The organism is Nocardia sp. NPDC004260 (assembly GCF_053603155.1).
Genome location: NZ_JBSGEZ010000029.1, coordinates 51,343 through 68,316, shown reverse-complemented (window position 1 = coordinate 68,316; position 16,974 = coordinate 51,343). Strand labels below are relative to the sequence as shown.

The following is a 16,974-nucleotide window of genomic DNA, read 5'->3' as shown; positions in this document are numbered from 1 at the left end:
GACAGCACTATCAGCGAGTCCGGCCGACTTGGCGAGTTCGTTTACGGTCCGTCCTGCCGCCTACCCGCAAACGGACGGCGTGCCGGAGCGTTGGACCGTATTGCGGCGCGGCGCACCGGCCCACAGTGTCTCGGCGTGGGGCGTTTTCAGCTCTGAGCCTGCAGACTCCAGGTGCGCCCGTCGGGATCGCGGACCGTCATTTCCTTTGTGCCGTAATGGGTTGCCTCGAACGGTGCGACCACGTCGATATCGCCGTTCGGCTGGAACGCGTCGGCGTCGGTGACGGTCAGCACCAGTTGGGTGCGGGGCGTCTGGTTCTTCGGGATCTCCGCGATGAAGACATAGGGTCCGTCGCCGTTGCGGAACAGCCCGGAGTTGTGGTCGGTGGTGAATTCCGGCTCATAGCTGAGGGCTAGGAAGAATCTCGCGGTCGCGCCCCAATTGTGCGTCTCCACGTGGACGCCCTCGATGCCCTTCGTCGTCATATCGCTTCCCTTCGGTCGCTTCGGTTGCCCGGGATGTCATCGAGATCGACGCTAGCATGCTAGCAATCTAGCGGTCCATTGATTTCTTTCGGTCGACCCGATGGCGGAATGGACGTAGCGTCGAATTCGTGAAAGTTCCCGAACACCTGCCCACGACCGCGGGCGAGCTACGTTCGGCCGGCTACCTGCCGCGTGGCGTGAAGACCGAGATCCGCGAGAACCTCCTGACGCTGCTTAGTTCCGGCGGCGACCCGTGGCCCGGCATCGTCGGGTTCGACCGGACGGTCGTGCCGCAGCTGGAACGCGCCCTGCTGGCGGGCCACGACGTCGTGCTGCTCGGTGAGCGCGGCCAGGGCAAGACCCGGCTGCTGCGTACCCTGGTCGGCCTGCTGGACGAATGGACGCCCGTGATCGCGGGCGCCGAACTGGGCGAACATCCGCTCGACCCGATCAGCCCCGCCGGTCGCAGGCTGGCCGCCGAACTCGGCGACGACCTGCCCGTCACGTGGCGGCATCGCTCGGAGCGGTACGCCGAGAAGCTCGCCACCCCGGACACTTCCGTCGGCGACCTGATCGGCGACGTCGACCCGGTGAAGGTGGCCGAGGGCCGCAGTCTCGGCGACCCCGAGACCATCCATTTCGGACTCGTCCCGCGCGCGCATCGCGGCATCGTGGCGATCAACGAGCTGCCCGATCTCGCCGAACGTATCCAGGTCGCGTTGCTGAACGTGATGGAGGAGCGCGACATCCAGGTCCGCGGCTACACTCTGCGCCTTCCGCTGGACGTGCTGCTGGTCGCCACCGCCAACCCGGAGGACTACACCAACCGCGGCCGGATCATCACGCCGCTGAAAGACCGCTTCGGCGCGGAAATTCGCACTCACTACCCGCTCAGCGTGGAAGCCGAGGTCGCGCTGGTGCGCCAGGAGGCCGAGCTCGTTGCCGAAGTGGGCGACCCACTGATCGAGGTGCTCGCACGGTTCGTGCGGCAATTGCGCGAGTCGTCCGCGATCGACCAGCGGTCCGGCGTATCCGCTCGTTTCGCCGTGGCCGCGGCCGAGACGGTGGCCGCGGCGGCTTTGCGCAGGTCCGCGGTGACGGGGGAGAGCCCTGCCGTGGCGCGTCCGGTCGACCTGGAATCCGTTCCCGCCGTCTTGCGCGGCAAGCTGGAATTCGAGTCCGGCGAGGAGGGGCGTGAGCAGGAACATCTCACCCATCTGCTGCGCCGCTCGTTCTCCGAGACCGCGCGGGCATTGCTCGGTGGATTGAATCTGCGGCCGCTGGCCGAGGCGGTCGGGGACGGGCATCTGGTCACCACCGGCGAACGCGTGCCCGGCGCGGAGGTCCTCTCGGCGTTGCCCGAACTGCCGGTCCTGCACGAGGTGGCCGGACGGCTCGGCGTCGACGCGGCCGATCCGCCGCCACGGATCGCCTCGGCCGTCGAGTTCGCGCTGGAGGCGCTCTACCTGGCCCGGCGGATCGCGAAGGACTCCGACGACGGTCTGGCGGTGTACGGCCGATGACCGCCGCTGTTCCCGGCGAGGCATCGTGACGAACCCCGAGCGCTACTCCTATGGCCCCTACCACGAGGGGCCCGATCCCTTGGCGCCCCCGCTGGACCTGCGCGAGGCACTGGACCGGATCGGTCGCGACGTGATGGAGGGCAGCTCGCCACGCAACGCCCTGCAAGAGCTGTTGCGGCGCGGCACCCGCGGCACGCCGGGATTGGAGGAGCTGACTCGCCGGTTGTGGCAGCGCCGCGCGGAGATCGCCCGCAGCCATCGGCTGGACGGCACGTTACAGCAGGTCCGGGAACTGCTGGAGGAGGCGCTGGAAGCCGAGCGCGGCGCACTGTTCCCCGACCCCTCCGACGACGCCAGGTTCGCCGAAGCGCAGCTGGACGCCCTGCCGTCGAGCACGGCCGCCGCCGTCACCGAACTCGCCGACTACGCCTGGCGATCGGAGACCGGCCGCGAGAACTATCAGAAGATCCGCGACCTGCTCGGCCGCGAGCTGCTGGAATCGCGCTTCCAGGGCATGAAACAGGCTTTGCAGAACACCACCCCGGAGGACGTCGAGCGGGTCAGACGGATGATGTCCGACCTCAACGACCTGCTCGCCGCCCATGTCAGGGGCGAGAACACCGAGCAGCGGTTCGCCGAGTTCATGGCCGAGCACGGCGAGTTCTTCCCGGAGAACCCGCGTGACACCGAGGAATTGATCGACGCGCTCGCGGCCCGAGCCGCCGCCGCGCAGCGCATGATGAATTCGATGACCGAGCAGCAGCGCGCGGAGCTGTCCGAGTTGATCGGCCAGGCGTTCGGCGATCCGGCGATCGCCCAGCAGGTGGCCGCGCTGGACGCGCATCTGCGGGCGCTGCGTCCCGGTGAGGACTGGAACTCCGCGCGGCGGTTCCGCGGCGAGGATCCGCTCGGCCTCGGCGCGGGCGCGCAGGCCCTGCAAGATCTCGCCGAACTCGACGCGCTCGCCGAGCAACTCGGCCAGACCTACGCGGGCGCCCGGCTGGAGGACATCGATCTGGACGCGCTGGAGCGCCACCTCGGCGCGGACGCGAGCGTGGACGCCGCGCGGCTGGCCGAACTGGAACGCGAATTGCGCAGGCAAGGCATCTTCGAACGGGCGCAGGACGGCTCGCTCCGGTTGACGCCCAAGGCTTTGCGGCGTCTCGGCGAGGTGGCGCTGCGTGATGTCGTCGGGCGCTTGCGGTCTCGGCGCGGCGAACGGGACACCGCTGCGGCCGGTGCCGCGGGCGAGCCGACCGGCGGCTCCCGGGCCTGGCGCTTCGGCGATACCGAGCCGTGGGACGTGTCGCGGACCGTGCGCAATGCCGTGCTGCGGTCGGCGTCGACGGGTAATCGTCAGGTGCGGCTGGACGTTTCCGACGTCGAGATCATGGAGACCGAGCAGCGCTCCAGGGCCGCCGTCGCGCTGTGCGTCGACACGTCCTGGTCGATGGTGCAGGACGGCAGATGGGTGCCGATGAAGCGCACCGCTCTCGCGCTGCACCATCTGATCGGCACCCGGTTCCGCTCCGACGCGTTGAGCGTGATCACCTTCGGCAGGCACGCGACGACCGTGGACATCGGCGAACTCACCGCGCTGGAAGGCGTTTGGGAACAGGGCACCAATCTGCACCACGCACTGCTGCTGGCCGCGGCGCACCTGCGCAAGCACCCGGACGCGGTACCGGTCGTGCTGGTGGTCACCGACGGTGAGCCGACCGCGCACTTGGAGCCGGACGGGGAGACCTACTTCAACTGGCCCCCCGCGCAACGCACGCTGGCGGTGACGATGGCGCAGGTCGACGCCTTGGCCAAGCTGGGTGCGTCGGTGACGGTGTTCATGCTCGGCGAGGACCCGCGCCTGGCCGCGTTCGTCGACCTGGTGGCCCGCCGCAGCGGCGGCCGCGTGGTGGCGCCCGGCCTGGACGGCTTGGGCGCCGCCGTGGTCAGCGACTACCTGCGCGGCAGGCGCTGAAGTCGCGGCTTCGCGGGCGGGCAGTGCGGCCGATCTGGCGATTGCTGCGAGATCACTACTTGCCCTTGCGGTCTCCGGGGATGTCCCTGCCTCCGTGCGCCGCGCACAGCGAGAAGACGCGCGCGGCCGTGTCGTTCCGGCGGTACATGTTCGTGCCTGCGCGGACGCAGGCGTGCCGGGAAAGTGGCACGGGGGCCGTCGAGCGGCCGTATCGAGGATTTATTGTGGCCGGGTCGGCGTGTCGGAAACCGAAAACCGAAGGGTATTGAATACCAATAGGTATTGAATACCGAAAGGTATTTATCGGGCGTTTCCAGCGACGATGTTTTTTACCGGAAATTTCTCACCGATTTGCTGTACATCGCACGGTGCCCGTGTGTAGCGTCTGGAACCCGTAAACCCCCTCACATGACAAGTGGTGGCGCGTGATCGGAATCGACGGTTGTCTGAAACGCATCATGGATATTCCCGGTGCGCGCAGCGTGACGCTGGTGGACGGCGCGAGCGGTCTGGCGATCGCCGCCGACGGCAGGCACGACCTGGTGGACGAGCACGAAGATGCCGCTGCCACAACGGATGTGGTGCGCGCGGTGCTCGCCTGCCCGGCATTGTCGACCGACGGTGACGACGTCACCGAGATCATCGTCTGCGGCACCCGCGGATATCACCTGTTGAACCTGGTGAACGGCGACTTCGACGGACGACTTTTCGTGCACGTGCTGTTCGACGAGGACGCCGGAAATCTCGCGATGGCGCGATACCAACTGCGCGGAATTCTCGATGAATTGGCCGAGGACGCGCATGAGTCCTGAACTCGCGGTCGAATTGCGGCGGTTGGAGCAGGAAGGACGTACGGGGGTGCTGCACGCGGGCGACGGCGCTTTCCATCTCGCCGAAGGCGCGATCGTTTCCGCCGACTGTAGTCGCACCACCGGGCTGGACCGGCTGGTCGTCGAGGCGGGCGTGGCGACCGCCGAGGACTGGCGGCGCGCCGATGCGGGCGATCCTGGCCGTGTGCTGGGGCGGCCACGGCTGGAAACGCTCGCGATGCTCTCGGTTTTCGATGCCGCCTATTTCTTGCTGGCCTCGCCCGCCGTCCCGGAGTTCCGCCCGGCCCCGCCGCACTGGCTGGCCCCCGTGTGCCACATCACGCCCCGTGCTCTCGTGCAGGAGTGCGCGCGGCGCGGCGATCCCGAGTCCGGGCCGTGGCCCGCCGACGTGGTCGATCGCGTCCCGGTCGTGCCGGTCCGCCGAGTGCGGCGACGGCGTTTGGTGCTCACCGGAGGGCAGGCCGAGGTGCTGGCCGCCGCGGATGGCAGGCGCAGCGTCGCGGAGATCGGTCGCGAACTCGGCCGGACCACCTACGGATGCCTGGTGGCGGTGCGGGATCTGACCGCGGCGGGCCTGATCGAGCCGCCCCTCGCGCCACCGGTCCCGGTGGCGGCCGGGCCGGTCGGGCTCGAGCCGGTGCGCCACGAGCCCGTCGCGGTCACGCCCGTGATCGCCGAGTCGGGCCGGCTTCCCCGCCGCCGTGGCAGGCACTCGGCGCCACCGGTCCCGGTCGCCGATCGGCTGGAGCCGCCCGACCGGGACCTGCTCGTCCGCCTGCAGGCGGCTTTGGAGGAGCTCGCGTGACCACGCGGAAGAAACTGCTCGGCGATTGGATGGGAAGAAGGTTGACCAAGGTGGCGATGTCCGGACCCGAACCGAACGCGGCGGTGCTCACGGAGTTGAAAGCGCTGCGCAATCGAGTTCCGTGGCTGACCGGCGCGCTGGTCGCGTCCAACGACGGACTGTTGGTCGCCCATGATCTGCCTGCGCAGATCGAGCCGAACGGGATGGCCGCCATGGCCGCTTCGCAGCTGTCGCTGTCTCACCGGCTTGCCACCACCGCGCACGGCGGCGGGTTCAGCGAGGTCGTGGTCCGCGGCACCGGTGGGCACGTGGTCATCTACGCGGCGGGCTGGACATCGCTGACCGTTTTGGCCGCCCCCGAGGTGAACATCGGCAGGCTGCATCTGGAATCCCGTCCGGCGGCCCGCGCGATCGCCGACTTGCTGACGCCGGTGACCACCGACGCGGGAAGCGAACAAGCAACGAAAACCCACTGAAAGGAAAGCATATGTCCAATATGGATCTGGCCCTCAAAGACATGATGGTGATCGACGGCGCGATCGGCGCCGCCGTCGTCGACTACAACAGCGGCATGGCGCTGGGCATGCTCGGCAGCTCCAAGTCCCTGGACCTCCAAGTCGCGGGTGCGGGCAACACCGAGGTGGTGCGCGCCAAGCTGCGCACCATGGACCAGCTGGGGCTCAAAGAGGACATCGAGGACATCCTCATCACGCTGTCCGGGCAATACCACATCATCCGGCCGATGACCGGCCGCAAGTCCAAGGGCCTGTTCCTCTACCTCGCCCTGGACCGGGGCCGGGCGAACCTGGCGTTGGCCCGGCACCGCCTGCGGGGGATCGAAGAGGATCTGGAGGTCTGATCGGCGATCGAGCCGATTTGACCTGAACCGTTGTTCAGGTTCGACGCTGTTCTGGACATCGAACGCGTCGAAGGGAATCCACCATGTCCGACCAACCGATCCAGCTCGCCCTGATCGTCGGCAGCACTCGAGCGGGCCGCTTCGGACCGACCGTCGCCAAGTGGTTCGCCGCCCACGCCGAGCGGCGCGACGACGTCAACGTCGACGTTGTCGACCTGGCCGAAACGTTTCTGCCGGAACGGCTTTCCCATCACCCCGAACCCGAGGCGCCGCGGGCGCTGGCAGCGGTCGGCCCCCGCCTGGCCGCGGCGGACGGGTTCGTCGTCGTGACACCCGAGTACAACCACAGTTATCCGGCGCCGGTCAAGAACGCCATCGACTGGCATTACACCGAATGGCGGGCCAAGCCGGTGGGATTCGTGTCCTACGGCGGCATCTCCGGTGGCTTGCGCGCGGTGGAGCACCTCAGGCAGGTGTTCGCCGAGCTGCACGCGGTCACCGTGCGCGACACGGTGAGCTTCCACGACGCGGGCAGGCGGTTCGATGCCGCGGGGCAGCCGACGGATCCGGAAATGCCGGTGGCCGCGGCCGATCAGCTGCTCGGCCAGCTGGTCTGGTGGGGCCGCGCGCTGCGGTCGGCCCGCGCCGAGCATCCCTATACCGCATGACGCTTCTTCTTCCACTCGCCCGAGGTCGGGACCGCGGAGCCTGACGCCGTGGTCCCTGGGACAAGGGCGACTGGCGGACATCCGGTTCGATCGGAGGTGCGTAGCCGTGCGGCGGGCAGCCCGGGTCCTGGCCGATCGTTCGTCACTCCAGCCCGGGCGGGCGCGGCCAGGGGTTGTCCTCCTTGTCCTCGACCGACTGGTTGAAACGCGCGATGAACCTGCTGAACTGATCGATGTCGGCCTCGGTCCACTCGGCAACCACCGCGCCGATGCCTTGACGGCTCTGCTTTCGGTCGGAGGCCAAAAGATCCAGTCCCTTGGCGCTGGCGCGGATCTTGCGGGCGATGCCGCCGTCGGGGTCGGGCACCCGGTCGACCAACCCTTGCTTGCGCATGGCTCCGACCTGCCGGTTGATCGTCGAAACGTCCAGTTGGAACGCTTCGGACAGCTCACGCAGGCTCAGCGGATGGTCCAGTTCCAGTCTGGTCAGGATGAGATACGCCGAGCGGTCGAGCTGGAAGCCGGGACGCCGGAGCACTGCGGCGGGGAAGTGCCTTGCCAGCAGTGACAGCTCGAAGACGAGGCGGTACAGCGCCGCGTTGTCGCCGGGGCCGGAATCGGACATACCACACTATGTCGCGCGGATCACGTACTTACCAAATTGTGCAGCATACACACCATATGTACCGTGCACATGTGACTGTAGCTGCCGACGCGTCCTCGAGCGTCTCTGAATCCGGCGACCGGCACAGTCCCTCGTCGGCACTGCTCATCGCGACGCTCGGCATGGTCGGTGTCGTCGTCTCCCTCATGCAGACGCTGGTCATCCCGATCATTCCGTCGCTGCCGACGCTGTTGCACACCTCCGCGTCCAACGCCTCCTGGGTCGTGACGGCCACGCTGCTGGCCGGCGCGGTGGCGACCCCGATCAGCGGCCGTCTGGGCGATATGTTCGGCAAGCGGCGCGTCTTGTTCGCGAATCTTCTTCTGCTGATCGCCGGGTCGGTGGTCTGCGCGTCCTTCTCCACCCTGGTGCCCGAGATCGTCGGTCGCTCGCTGCAAGGTGCGGCGGTCGGCGCCATCCCGCTCGGCATCAGCATCATGCGCGACGAATTGCCCGCCGAGCGTGTGGGTTCGGCGATGGCGATCATGAGCGCCACGCTCGGCGTCGGCGGTGCGATCGGCCTGCCGGTCGCGGCGGCCATCGCGCAGAACGCCGACTGGCACGTGCTGTTCTGGACCTCCGCCGCGCTCGGCGTCGTGTGCGCCGTCCTGGTTTTCGTGTTCGTCGCGGAGTCGCCGGTACGCACGCCCGCCCGGTTCGACTTCGGCGGCGCCGCCGGTTTGTCGGTAGCGCTGCTCGCGCTGCTCGTCGCGATCACGAAAGGGGCGGACTGGGGTTGGGCCAGCGCCCGGATCCTGACCCTGTTCGCGGTGTCGGTGGTGGTGTTCCTCGGCTGGGGCGCTTTCGAACTGCGGCAGCGTTCACCGCTGGTGGACCTACGGGTCTCGGCGCGGCCGAGGGTCCTGTTCACCAACGCGGCATCGATCGCCGTCGGGTTCTCGCTCTACGCCATGTCGCTGACCTTTCCGCAGCTGCTGATGGCGCCGGAGCAGACCGGATACGGCTTCGGGCTGTCCATGATCACCGCAGGGTTGGCGCTGGCCCCCACCGGCTTCGTGATGATGCTGCTGTCACCGGTGTCGGCGCGGCTGTCGGCCAGCCGCGGGCCCAAGGTCACCCTCGCGCTCGGCTCCGCGGTGATCGCGGTCGGTTATCTGTGCGCGGTGGTGCTGATGAACAGCGTCTGGGAGATCATGCTCGCCGCGGTGATCGTCGCGGGCGGCGTCGGCCTGGCGTACGCGGCGATGCCCGCGCTGATCATGGGCGCGGTGCCGATCACCGAGACCGGCGCGGCCAACGGCCTCAACTCGCTGATGCGCTCGATCGGCACCTCGACCTCGGCCGCGGTGATGAGCGTGGTGCTGGCGCACATGACCATGCGGCTCGGCCCGCACCTGCTGCCCTCGCGCGACGGTTTCCACACCACCTTCCTCATCGCGATGGCCGCGGCGCTGGTCGCGATCGGTCTGACCGCCGTGATCCCGATGCGGAAGACCGCCGACGCGGCGACCACCACCGGGCATTCCTGACGCCCGGGGTTCAAGCGCCGGCGACGGCCTCGGTGTACCGGCGGCCCAGGGTGCGGATGTGGGCGACGAGTTCCGGCGGGCCGTCGACGCGGAAGTCCATCATCAGCATGGACAGGTAGATGGCGATCGTCTCCAGCGCGTCCGCGCCCGTGTAGAGCAGGCAGGTGTCCGCGTCCACCGGCTCGACCACGCCGACGGCGGGATTGATCCTGGCGATGACGGTCTCGGCGGGCGCGAGCACGGTCACCCGGGCCTGCACCCGCCACCCGGGGGTGGCGATGTGGCGCATGACGAAGGCGACCAGGTCGTCGTCGGGAAGCGAACGCGCGGCGAAACGGCGGGAACTCGTCTCCGCGCGCAGCACGCGGGCGACCGGGATCGCTCGCCAGGAGTGGTCTTCCAGGCTGTAGGCGACCAGGTACCAGCGGCGTTGCCAGTTGATCAGCCGGTACGGCTCGATCTCGACGGACGACGCGGCCCCGGCTTCGGCGATCCGGACCGTCGCGCCGTCGCGAATGGCGCCGGCGAGGGTGGTGAGCACGGCGGCGGGAACCGGTGCGTCCGGCTCGCGCGACCCCGTCGTGGCCGGGCCGATGGCCGTCGCATCCCGCAGTGCGGATACCTTGCGCTGCAATCGTTTGGGCAGGATCTGGTCCAGTTTGCCCAGTGCTTTCGTGACGTGCTCGGCGATGTCCGCGATTCCGGTGGAGCCGTCCTCGGCGAGGCCGACCGCGACCGCCACGGCCACCGCTTCGTCGTCGTCCAGCAGTAGGGGCGGCATGGTCGCGCCGCGGCCGAGCCGGTAGCCGCCGATCGCGCCGCGTCCGGCATGCACCGGGTAGCCCAGTTCGCGCAGCCGCTGAATGTCCTGCCGCAGTGTGCGATCGGTGACGCCGAGGCGCTCGGCCAGCTCCCGGCCGGTGTACGCACGGTCCTGTAGCAGGGCCAGCAACCGCAGCAGGCGCGGTGTGGTCGAGGCCACTTTCGCCCTCCTCGCTGATTAGGAACAAAAGTAGCCTAATGGCCGAATAGGCTTGTGTCATCAGCGAGAACGACCGAAAGGCTCCGACATGAACGCCACCGCCACCGCCGCCGCGACTCTGCTTCCCGTTTGGCGGGACGTGCTCGCCGATTCCTACCGCGCGCTGGAGAGCGTCGTCGCCGGTGTGCGAGCGGATCAGTGGCACCTGCCCACCCCGTGCTCGGATTGGGATGTGACGCAGGTGCTGCAGCACGCCGTCGGTGATCAGCTGGCCTACGCCGAGGCCCTCGGCGTCGGAGAGGGCCCGGCCTACAACCCGTTCGCGCCTTCCGGCACGATCGACGGCGCCCCCGCGGACGCGGTGCGTGCGGCGGTCGAGCAGACCGCCTTCGCCTGGACCACGGTCGACGACGCCACCGAGACCGTGCCGACGCCGCTGCCGCACGGCGCGCTCGCCACTCCGGTGGCCGCGGTCATGTGCGCGCTGGATGCCGGGGTGCACGCCTGGGACATCGCGATCGCGACCGACCAGCCGTCGCCGTTGACCGACGAACTCGCCGCCGCCCTGCTCATCGCCGCGCGGGCCGCGCACCCCGCGCCCGGCAGCGGCGAGACGGCCGAGATCATCGAGCCGCTGCGTCAGTGGGGTGCTTTCGCCGCGATCGTCGACGGTCCGGCCGACGGCGCTCTCGGAGAGCTCTTGCGCTACCTGGGCCGCGATCCGCGCTGAGCTTCCGGGCACGCTGGGTTCACTTGGTGAGCCCAGCGGACGGTGTACCGGGCCTGGCCCGGTCCGGCGAGGCGGAGTCCGAACGCTCTCCCCGCGACGGAAATCAGCGCGCGGTGACGAATCCCTGGGCGACCATCCAGTCCCTGGCCACCTCCGCGGGCTCGCGTCCGTCCACGTCGACCTGACGGTTGAGTTCGGTGATGGCCTCGTTGGTGAGGCGCTGCGAGATCGGCGTCAGGATCGTATCCACCTGCGGATGCGCCTCGGCGAAACTCCGGCGCATCACCAGCGCCGCGTTGTATTTCGGGAAGAAGCCGCGATCATCTTGCAGCAGAACGAGATTCAGCGCCGGGATGCGTCCGTCGGTGGCCGCGACCGAGCCGAAGCGGCACTGCCTGCCGTCGGCGGTCGCCTGGTAGACCACGGCGTCCTGCACGATCTGCTTGCGCACCTTGCTCGCGTCGATCTCGTACTTGCGGGCCAGGCCGGGGAATCCGTCCTGGCGGACGTTGAACTCGGTGCCGACGCAGATCGCCGCGGCCGCCGGATCGGCGGCGGCCAATCGGGCGTAGTCCGACAGCGTGCGCACACCGGTCTCCTGGGCGGTGCGGGCGCTCATGACCAGCGCGTAGGTGTTGTTCATCGGCGCGAGCGCCGTCCAGAGCATGCCGTGCGCGGCGAGGTCGGCGTCGCGCACCGCCTGGAACTGGCCAATCTCGTCCGGCACCGGAGTCTCGTTGCCGAGGTAGTTGATCCAGCCCGTTCCGGTGTAGTCGTAGGCGAGGTCGATCTGCCCGTGCAATTGGGCATCTCGCACGCTGTTGGAGCCCTGGATGTTGGTCAGGTCGCGCACCTCGGCGCCCGCCGCCGAGAGAGCGAACTCGATCAAATAGCCGAGGATGTTCTGCTCCGTGAAGTCCTTGGAACCCACCGTGACCTGCACACCCTCCAGTTCGGGCACGGGTCGGATGCTGCCGGGGCCGACTCGCAGCGGCACCGCGCCGCCGGATTGCAGCCCGCAGGCGGCCAGCAACGTCAAGCCCAGGCCGAGGGCCAGCGCGCGCCACGCCCGGATCATTTCAGCCCCTTCGGCCCGAGAAACGCTTCGGCGAGCGCGCCGAGCCAGTCCACCAGCAGGGCCAGCGCCACCGCGAGCACCGCGCCGACCACCAGGGTGACGTCGTCGCGCAGCTTGTAGCCGGTGTCGATCAGAATGCCGAGCCCGCCCGCGCTCACCAGGAACGACAGCGTTGCGGTGCCGACCGCGAGCACCAGCGAAGTGCGCAGCCCGGCCAGGATGTAGGGCACCGCGAGCGGGAATTCGATGCGCCGCAACACCGTCACGGCCGACATGCCCTGGCCGCGCCCCGCATCGATGAGCATCCGATCCACCTGCTCATAGCCCAGAATGGTGTTGCGCAGCACCGGAAGCAGCGAATAGAACGCGATCGGCGCCACGCCGATCCAGAAGCCGGTGGTGCGGGTGGCCAGGTAGAACAGCACGATCAGGCCGATGGCCGGCGCGGCCGCGCAGATATTCGCGATACCGACGAAAACGGGTGTGAGCCGTCGGAATCCCGGTCGCGTGAGCAGGGTTCCGAGCGGGACGGCCACCGCGACGACGATCAGCACCACGGTCGCGGTGATCCGCACGTGCTGCCAGGTGACGGTCGCGACGTTGCCCGCGTTCAGGCTCGCCTGCTGTGTGACGGTCAGGTCGCGGGCGAACGCCCACACCAGCACGCCCGCGGTGAGCAGGAGCACGGCCACCGGCTGCACGACCAACCGGATGCGCTCGGCCCTGCGCTGGGTGGCGGGTGACGCGGCGGCAGTGGTCATGGTGCGCCGTCCGTCGCGGAGCGCCCGGCTCCGTGCTCGGCGCGCAGGGCCGACAGGTGGCCGACCAGGGTGTCGATGGTGATCAGCCCGGCGTAGTCGCCGCGCGCGCCGGTCACCACCGCCGTCGCGCTCTGATGGGTGAGCAGGGCTTCGAGCGCGTCCTGCAGCGTCGATTTCAGCGCCAGCGTCTCCGGCACCGGCGTTCCCAGATCGCGCAGCGAATCGGCGTTGGCCAGTTGTTCGGCCGAGACCCAGCGGCGTGGCCTGCCCTGACCGTCCAGTACCAGCGCCCACGGCCAGTCGCGGTCCGCGAGCGCGGCGCGCAACTCGTCGACGGTGTCCTGTTCGGTGGCGGTGGGGCAGTCGCCGAGTTCGACATCCCCGACCCGGGTCAGGGTGAGCTGTTTGAGCGAGGCGTCCGCGCCGACGAAACCGGCGACCGTCTCGTCGGCCGGGTCGGCCAGGATCGCAGCGGGTGTGTCGTATTGCAGGATCCGAGACCGGTCGCCGAGCACGGCGATGCGGTCGCCGAGCTTGACCGCCTCGGTGAAATCGTGGGTGACGAAGACGATCGTCTTGCCGAGTTCGCCTTGCAGCCGCAGCAACTCGTCCTGCAGCGATCCCCGGGTGATCGGATCGACCGCGCCGAACGGCTCGTCCATCAGCAGCACGGGCGGGTCTGCCGCCAATGCCCTGGCCACGCCGACGCGCTGCTGCTGGCCGCCGGACAGCTGGCGGGGATAGCGGTCGCGGAAGGTGCCGGGATCGAGACCGACCAGCTCGAGCATCTCGTCGACCCGTGCCGCGACGCGCCGCCGATCCCAGCCGATCAGGCCCGGTACGGTCGCGACGTTCTTCGCGACGGTCAGGTGCGGGAACAGTCCCGCCTGCTGGATCGAGTAGCCGATGCCGCGGCGCAACCGGTCGGGCTGGATCGTGGCCGCGTCGCGGCCGTCGATCGTGATGGTTCCGGAGGTGGGCTCGATCAGCCGGTTGATCATTCGCATGGTGGTGGTCTTGCCGCAGCCGGACGGCCCGACCAGGACCACGATCTCGCCGGCCGGGATGGTCAGCGAGACGCTGTCCACGGCCGGATCACGCTGTCCCGGATAGTGTTTGGTCACCGCGTGCAGCACGATCTCGACGCCGGAGACGACGGATGCCGCGCGGCCGTCGCTGGTTTCGGTTTCAGTCACGAATCCCCCTGGAGGTGGTGAGCCGCCCGACCAGGACGTAGATCCCGTCGAGGACGAGTGCGAGGACGACGACGAGGATCGTGCCGACCAGCGCCTGCGGCACCGCGTTCGGGCTGCCGAGGCGCGCGAGTCCGGAGAAGATCAGGTTCCCGAGTCCGGGGCCCTTGGCGTATGCCGCGAGGGCGAGAATCCCCATGATCAGCTGGGTGCTCACCCGCATACCGGCCAGGATCGCCGGCCACGCCAGCGGCAGTTCGATCCGGGCGAGCACCCGCAGCCGGTTCATCCCGACGCCGCGGGCCGCGTCGGTCACGGCCGGATCCACCGAGGCGAGTCCGATGATGGTGTTGCGCATGATCGGCAGCAGCGCGTACACCACGAGCGCGGTGATCGTCGGTGCGACACCGAGACCGAGCACCGGGATCAGCAGGCCGAGCAGCGCGAACGACGGAACGGTGAGCACCGCGCCCGCCAGCGCGGAGGCGATCGACGAGCCGAACGGGCTGCGGTAGACCAGGATTCCGATCAGAACCGAGACCACCGTCGCCAGCAGCACCGATTGCACCACGGCCGAGACGTGCAGGTAGGAGTCGACCAGCAACTGGTGCCGGCGGTGCACGATGAATGTCCACAGCGTGTCCAGGGCCGTACCTCCCCATCGGCTGGTCTCTCCGGAGACTAGCGCGATTTTCCCGGTGCCGTCCATGATTTCGGCTCCACCGGGTTGCCCCTCCGCTAGGTCGCCGAAATCAGGCGGATGGCGCGGGAACCGTTCGGCGTGCTCGCGCGTCGAATTCCATAAGCTCGACGACAACGTCACACGAACGAATCGGGGGAGCGATGACACGACAACTGGGATCGCGATCGGGGCGGTGGGCCTCGCTCGCATTGGTGGTGCTCGGCGTGGCCGCCGCCGGGATCGCCGGTGGTCTCTGGTGGCAGGACCGCACGGACCACAGGGCGATCGCGGGCGAGCGCCTCACCGAGTTCCCCGCGCTGGACCGTTCGGCACTCGACGCGGCCCAGGCCGGAATCGTCGCGGTCGCCGAGCATGAGTTCGCCGATCCCGGCGCGGGGACGAAATACGCGGAAGGAGCCGAGGAGGCGTGGTGCGCCGATTTCGTCAGCTGGGTGCTGCGCGAGGCCGGTGTGCCGCTGGCCAACCCGAATTCGGGTTCGTGGCGGATTCCCGGCGTCTATACCTTGCGGGAGTATTACGAGAGCGTCGGCCGGTTCGTCCCGAGCGGCTCGAACTATCGACCGCGCACCGGTGACGTGCTGCTGTACGGAGAGCCCAGTCCGTTCGGACAGCATACGAACATCGTCCTGCGAGTCGAGGGCGGCCAGGTGACCACGATCGGCGGCAACGAGTACGGCGAGGTGCGCATCCACCGGTTCGTGCTGGGCGACATGACCGGGGTGGTCGGTTTCGGTCGATTGTGAAGATCACTTCCATCGAACAGGATTCGACCGATATGCGGGTGAAACGGGGTGCCGGATAGTCCTACGATGGAAGGCGGCGGTGCCCGGCAGCGCCGCCGCCGGTCCCCGCCCTGCTTCCCCCTCATCGGCAGGACGGGGATCTCGGGCCGCAGTGCGTTCCGGGGTGGGACGAGACCGGTCGCGTACCGTGTCGGGTGTCCATCGAGAGGTGAGGGTTGCGGAACTAGCGATGCATCCGACCGACGAACCGAGTAGTGCGCCCGGCTGGATCGACTACGCCGAATTCGGCGAGCGTTTCGTCACGCACGCCGTGAACGCCGCTCGTATCGAGTCCGCGATCTCCGGCATGGCGGGCCGCGGCATGACCATCGGCCCGGTCTCGATCGGTCCGGCCGGGCTCGCCGGATTCGTCGCCGAGGGGAAGGTCGGCGCCCCGCGCGTCCTGCGCAGCGGCCCGAAGGTCACCTTCGACGTCACCGTTCCGGTGTCGCTCACCTTGAAGGTGCTGCTCGGCGGCCGGAAACTGCGGCTGGAGGCCAGGGTGGAGATCGATTTGACCCTGCACGCCCGCACCGCCGAACCCGTGCTCGTCATCATCGATATCCCGCCGATCACCCAGCGGGACATCAGCTTCGTCCTGCGCGCCCAGGCGGTGGATTCGGCGTGGGAATGGTTGCTCGACCCGATCGCGGGCGTGGTGCAGCGAGAGGTCGCCTCCCGGGTGAACGCCATGCTTGCCGACCCGCAGACCCGCAGGGGGCTGGTGTTCGACGTCGAGGCCATGGTCGCGGGCAAGCGTTCGCCGTATCGGGACGAGCTCGCGTTCGCTTGGATCGGCTACGACGAGTTCGGGCATCGGTTCTTCTCCCGCATCGTGACGCGCGAGCGAGTGTGTGACGTGGTGGAACGACTGGCGGGCAGGCTGATCGAGGTCGGTCCGCTGCGGACCGGACCGCGCGCGAGCGCCGTCGTGACCGTTCGGGGAACGGTACGGATGCCGCGGCTGACGGACCGGTCGACGGAGCCGGTCGCGTTCGATCTGACCCTGCCGGTGAGCCTGGACATCACGGTCGATGTGCTGAAATCCAATCGCTATCGCGCTGACGTCGAGGTGCCTTTGGCACTCACCGCCCGGGCTGCCGACCCCTTGCGGGTGGTGATCGACGTGCCGCCGCCCGACCCGGCCGACATTCGGATGGAATTCACCGCGCAGGGTGCCCGCGCGGCCGCACTCGGTGCGCTCGCCGGGATAAAGAAGCAGGTCGTGGCGCAGGTGGCGGCGGTGATCCGCAAAGAACTGGCCGACCCGGCGATGCGCACCATCGATGTCGGCGCGCGCATCGACGGCATTGTGTGAACCGGTCGCGTCGTCGAGCCTATGTGGCGAATGTGAAACGTGGTTCTCCTGGGTCTAGCGGTTCCAGTGTGAATATGGTGAAATGAGTTCACGTTCGAGGCTCCCGGCGCGCGGTGGTTTGGGGAAGG

The 16,974-nt window shown here is 68.8% G+C and carries 18 protein-coding genes; 11 read left to right on the top strand and 7 right to left on the bottom strand.

The genetic code is table 11. The features are described from left to right. Positions 1-146: 146 nt before the first annotated feature. Positions 147-485 (bottom strand): VOC family protein, encoded by a 339-nt coding sequence (locus ACWEO7_RS18800; protein WP_452424790.1) that lies wholly within the window; start codon positions 483-485, stop codon positions 147-149. Positions 486-613: 128 nt separating this feature from the next. Here ACWEO7_RS18800 and ACWEO7_RS18795 point away from each other — a divergent pair, with 128 nt between their 5' ends. The 7 genes from ACWEO7_RS18795 (at position 614) to ACWEO7_RS18765 (ending at position 7,145) form a co-directional block, all read left to right on the top strand. After that, positions 614-2,008: an ATP-binding protein gene (locus tag ACWEO7_RS18795; protein WP_452424788.1), complete on the top strand. Its 1,395-nt coding sequence runs from the start codon at positions 614-616 to the stop codon at positions 2,006-2,008. A gap of 25 nt (positions 2,009-2,033) precedes the next feature. Beyond that, positions 2,034-3,983 carry a vWA domain-containing protein gene (locus ACWEO7_RS18790; RefSeq protein WP_452424787.1) on the top strand — a complete coding sequence of 650 codons (1,950 nt, stop codon included), beginning with the start codon at positions 2,034-2,036 and terminating at the stop codon, positions 3,981-3,983. Between the two features lie 425 nt (positions 3,984-4,408). Beyond that, on the top strand, positions 4,409-4,795 hold the full coding sequence (locus tag ACWEO7_RS18785) for a hypothetical protein (RefSeq protein WP_452424785.1): 387 nt from the start codon (positions 4,409-4,411) through the stop codon (positions 4,793-4,795). After that, entirely contained in the window at positions 4,785-5,618 is an 834-nt protein-coding gene (locus tag ACWEO7_RS18780) for a hypothetical protein (protein WP_452424783.1), read from the top strand. The genes ACWEO7_RS18785 and ACWEO7_RS18780 overlap by 11 nt, the downstream gene beginning before the upstream one ends. After that, the gene (locus ACWEO7_RS18775) at positions 5,615-6,094 is read left to right on the top strand and encodes a roadblock/LC7 domain-containing protein (protein WP_452424781.1); all 480 of its coding nucleotides are present in this window, start codon (positions 5,615-5,617) and stop codon (positions 6,092-6,094) included. Before ACWEO7_RS18780 ends, ACWEO7_RS18775 begins: the two co-directional genes overlap by 4 nt. An 11-nt stretch (positions 6,095-6,105) precedes the next feature. Beyond that, positions 6,106-6,477 carry a hypothetical protein gene (locus tag ACWEO7_RS18770; RefSeq protein WP_159848246.1) on the top strand — a complete coding sequence of 124 codons (372 nt, stop codon included), beginning with the start codon at positions 6,106-6,108 and terminating at the stop codon, positions 6,475-6,477. A gap of 83 nt (positions 6,478-6,560) precedes the next feature. Next, complete coding sequence (locus ACWEO7_RS18765; protein WP_452424779.1) at positions 6,561-7,145, top strand: NADPH-dependent FMN reductase; 585 nt, start codon at positions 6,561-6,563, stop codon at positions 7,143-7,145. A gap of 142 nt (positions 7,146-7,287) precedes the next feature. Here the strand turns inward: ACWEO7_RS18765 and ACWEO7_RS18760 are convergent, their stop codons facing one another. After that, the gene (locus ACWEO7_RS18760) at positions 7,288-7,770 is read right to left on the bottom strand and encodes a MarR family winged helix-turn-helix transcriptional regulator (RefSeq protein WP_452424777.1); all 483 of its coding nucleotides are present in this window, start codon (positions 7,768-7,770) and stop codon (positions 7,288-7,290) included. Between the two features lie 71 nt (positions 7,771-7,841). On the opposite strand from ACWEO7_RS18760, the gene ACWEO7_RS18755 reads away from it, so the two are divergent. Next, on the top strand, positions 7,842-9,299 hold the full coding sequence (locus ACWEO7_RS18755) for an MFS transporter (RefSeq protein ID WP_452424775.1): 1,458 nt from the start codon (positions 7,842-7,844) through the stop codon (positions 9,297-9,299). Positions 9,300-9,309: 10 nt separating this feature from the next. On the opposite strand, the gene ACWEO7_RS18750 is transcribed toward ACWEO7_RS18755, so the two are convergent. Then, complete coding sequence (locus tag ACWEO7_RS18750; protein ID WP_452424773.1) at positions 9,310-10,281, bottom strand: helix-turn-helix transcriptional regulator; 972 nt, start codon at positions 10,279-10,281, stop codon at positions 9,310-9,312. An 88-nt stretch (positions 10,282-10,369) separates the two neighbouring features. Here ACWEO7_RS18750 and ACWEO7_RS18745 point away from each other — a divergent pair, with 88 nt between their 5' ends. Next, the gene (locus ACWEO7_RS18745; RefSeq protein WP_452424771.1) at positions 10,370-11,011 is read left to right on the top strand and encodes a TIGR03086 family metal-binding protein; all 642 of its coding nucleotides are present in this window, start codon (positions 10,370-10,372) and stop codon (positions 11,009-11,011) included. 103 nt (positions 11,012-11,114) lie between these two features. Here ACWEO7_RS18745 and ACWEO7_RS18740 read toward each other — a convergent pair whose 3' ends face one another. From ACWEO7_RS18740 to ACWEO7_RS18725, 4 genes are read right to left on the bottom strand one after another with little or no spacing between them, the layout of a single operon-like run. After that, positions 11,115-12,089: a glycine betaine ABC transporter substrate-binding protein gene (locus ACWEO7_RS18740; RefSeq protein ID WP_452424769.1), complete on the bottom strand. Its 975-nt coding sequence runs from the start codon at positions 12,087-12,089 to the stop codon at positions 11,115-11,117. After that, positions 12,086-12,850, bottom strand: coding sequence for an ABC transporter permease (locus ACWEO7_RS18735; RefSeq protein ID WP_452424767.1), 765 nt, complete (start codon positions 12,848-12,850; stop codon positions 12,086-12,088). The genes ACWEO7_RS18740 and ACWEO7_RS18735 overlap by 4 nt, the downstream gene beginning before the upstream one ends. After that, positions 12,847-14,046 (bottom strand): ABC transporter ATP-binding protein, encoded by a 1,200-nt coding sequence (locus ACWEO7_RS18730; protein ID WP_452424766.1) that lies wholly within the window; start codon positions 14,044-14,046, stop codon positions 12,847-12,849. Before ACWEO7_RS18730 ends, ACWEO7_RS18735 begins: the two co-directional genes overlap by 4 nt. Further along, positions 14,039-14,689, bottom strand: a complete 651-nt coding sequence (locus ACWEO7_RS18725) for an ABC transporter permease (protein WP_355078669.1) — start codon at positions 14,687-14,689, stop codon at positions 14,039-14,041. The genes ACWEO7_RS18730 and ACWEO7_RS18725 overlap by 8 nt, the downstream gene beginning before the upstream one ends. 197 nt (positions 14,690-14,886) lie before the next feature. On the opposite strand from ACWEO7_RS18725, the gene ACWEO7_RS18720 reads away from it, so the two are divergent. Then, positions 14,887-15,489, top strand: coding sequence for a CHAP domain-containing protein (locus tag ACWEO7_RS18720; RefSeq protein WP_452424764.1), 603 nt, complete (start codon positions 14,887-14,889; stop codon positions 15,487-15,489). A gap of 229 nt (positions 15,490-15,718) precedes the next feature. Further along, on the top strand, positions 15,719-16,846 hold the full coding sequence (locus ACWEO7_RS18715; protein ID WP_452424762.1) for a hypothetical protein: 1,128 nt from the start codon (positions 15,719-15,721) through the stop codon (positions 16,844-16,846). Positions 16,847-16,974: the final 128 nt, after the last annotated feature.

What these genes read in the sequence shown, in the direction of transcription:
- ACWEO7_RS18800 (WP_452424790.1), bottom strand. Translation starts at nt 485, where the DNA reads ATGACGACGAAGGGCATCGAGGGCGTCCACGTGGAGACGCACAATTGG.
- ACWEO7_RS18780 (WP_452424783.1), top strand. Translation starts at nt 4,785, where the DNA reads ATGAGTCCTGAACTCGCGGTCGAATTGCGGCGGTTGGAGCAGGAAGGA.
- ACWEO7_RS18770 (WP_159848246.1), top strand. Translation starts at nt 6,106, where the DNA reads ATGTCCAATATGGATCTGGCCCTCAAAGACATGATGGTGATCGACGGC.
- ACWEO7_RS18765 (WP_452424779.1), top strand. Translation starts at nt 6,561, where the DNA reads ATGTCCGACCAACCGATCCAGCTCGCCCTGATCGTCGGCAGCACTCGA.
- ACWEO7_RS18760 (WP_452424777.1), bottom strand. Translation starts at nt 7,770, where the DNA reads ATGTCCGATTCCGGCCCCGGCGACAACGCGGCGCTGTACCGCCTCGTC.
- ACWEO7_RS18745 (WP_452424771.1), top strand. Translation starts at nt 10,370, where the DNA reads ATGAACGCCACCGCCACCGCCGCCGCGACTCTGCTTCCCGTTTGGCGG.
- ACWEO7_RS18740 (WP_452424769.1), bottom strand. Translation starts at nt 12,089, where the DNA reads ATGATCCGGGCGTGGCGCGCGCTGGCCCTCGGCCTGGGCTTGACGTTG.
- ACWEO7_RS18735 (WP_452424767.1), bottom strand. Translation starts at nt 12,850, where the DNA reads ATGACCACTGCCGCCGCGTCACCCGCCACCCAGCGCAGGGCCGAGCGC.
- ACWEO7_RS18720 (WP_452424764.1), top strand. Translation starts at nt 14,887, where the DNA reads ATGACACGACAACTGGGATCGCGATCGGGGCGGTGGGCCTCGCTCGCA.
- ACWEO7_RS18715 (WP_452424762.1), top strand. Translation starts at nt 15,719, where the DNA reads ATGCATCCGACCGACGAACCGAGTAGTGCGCCCGGCTGGATCGACTAC.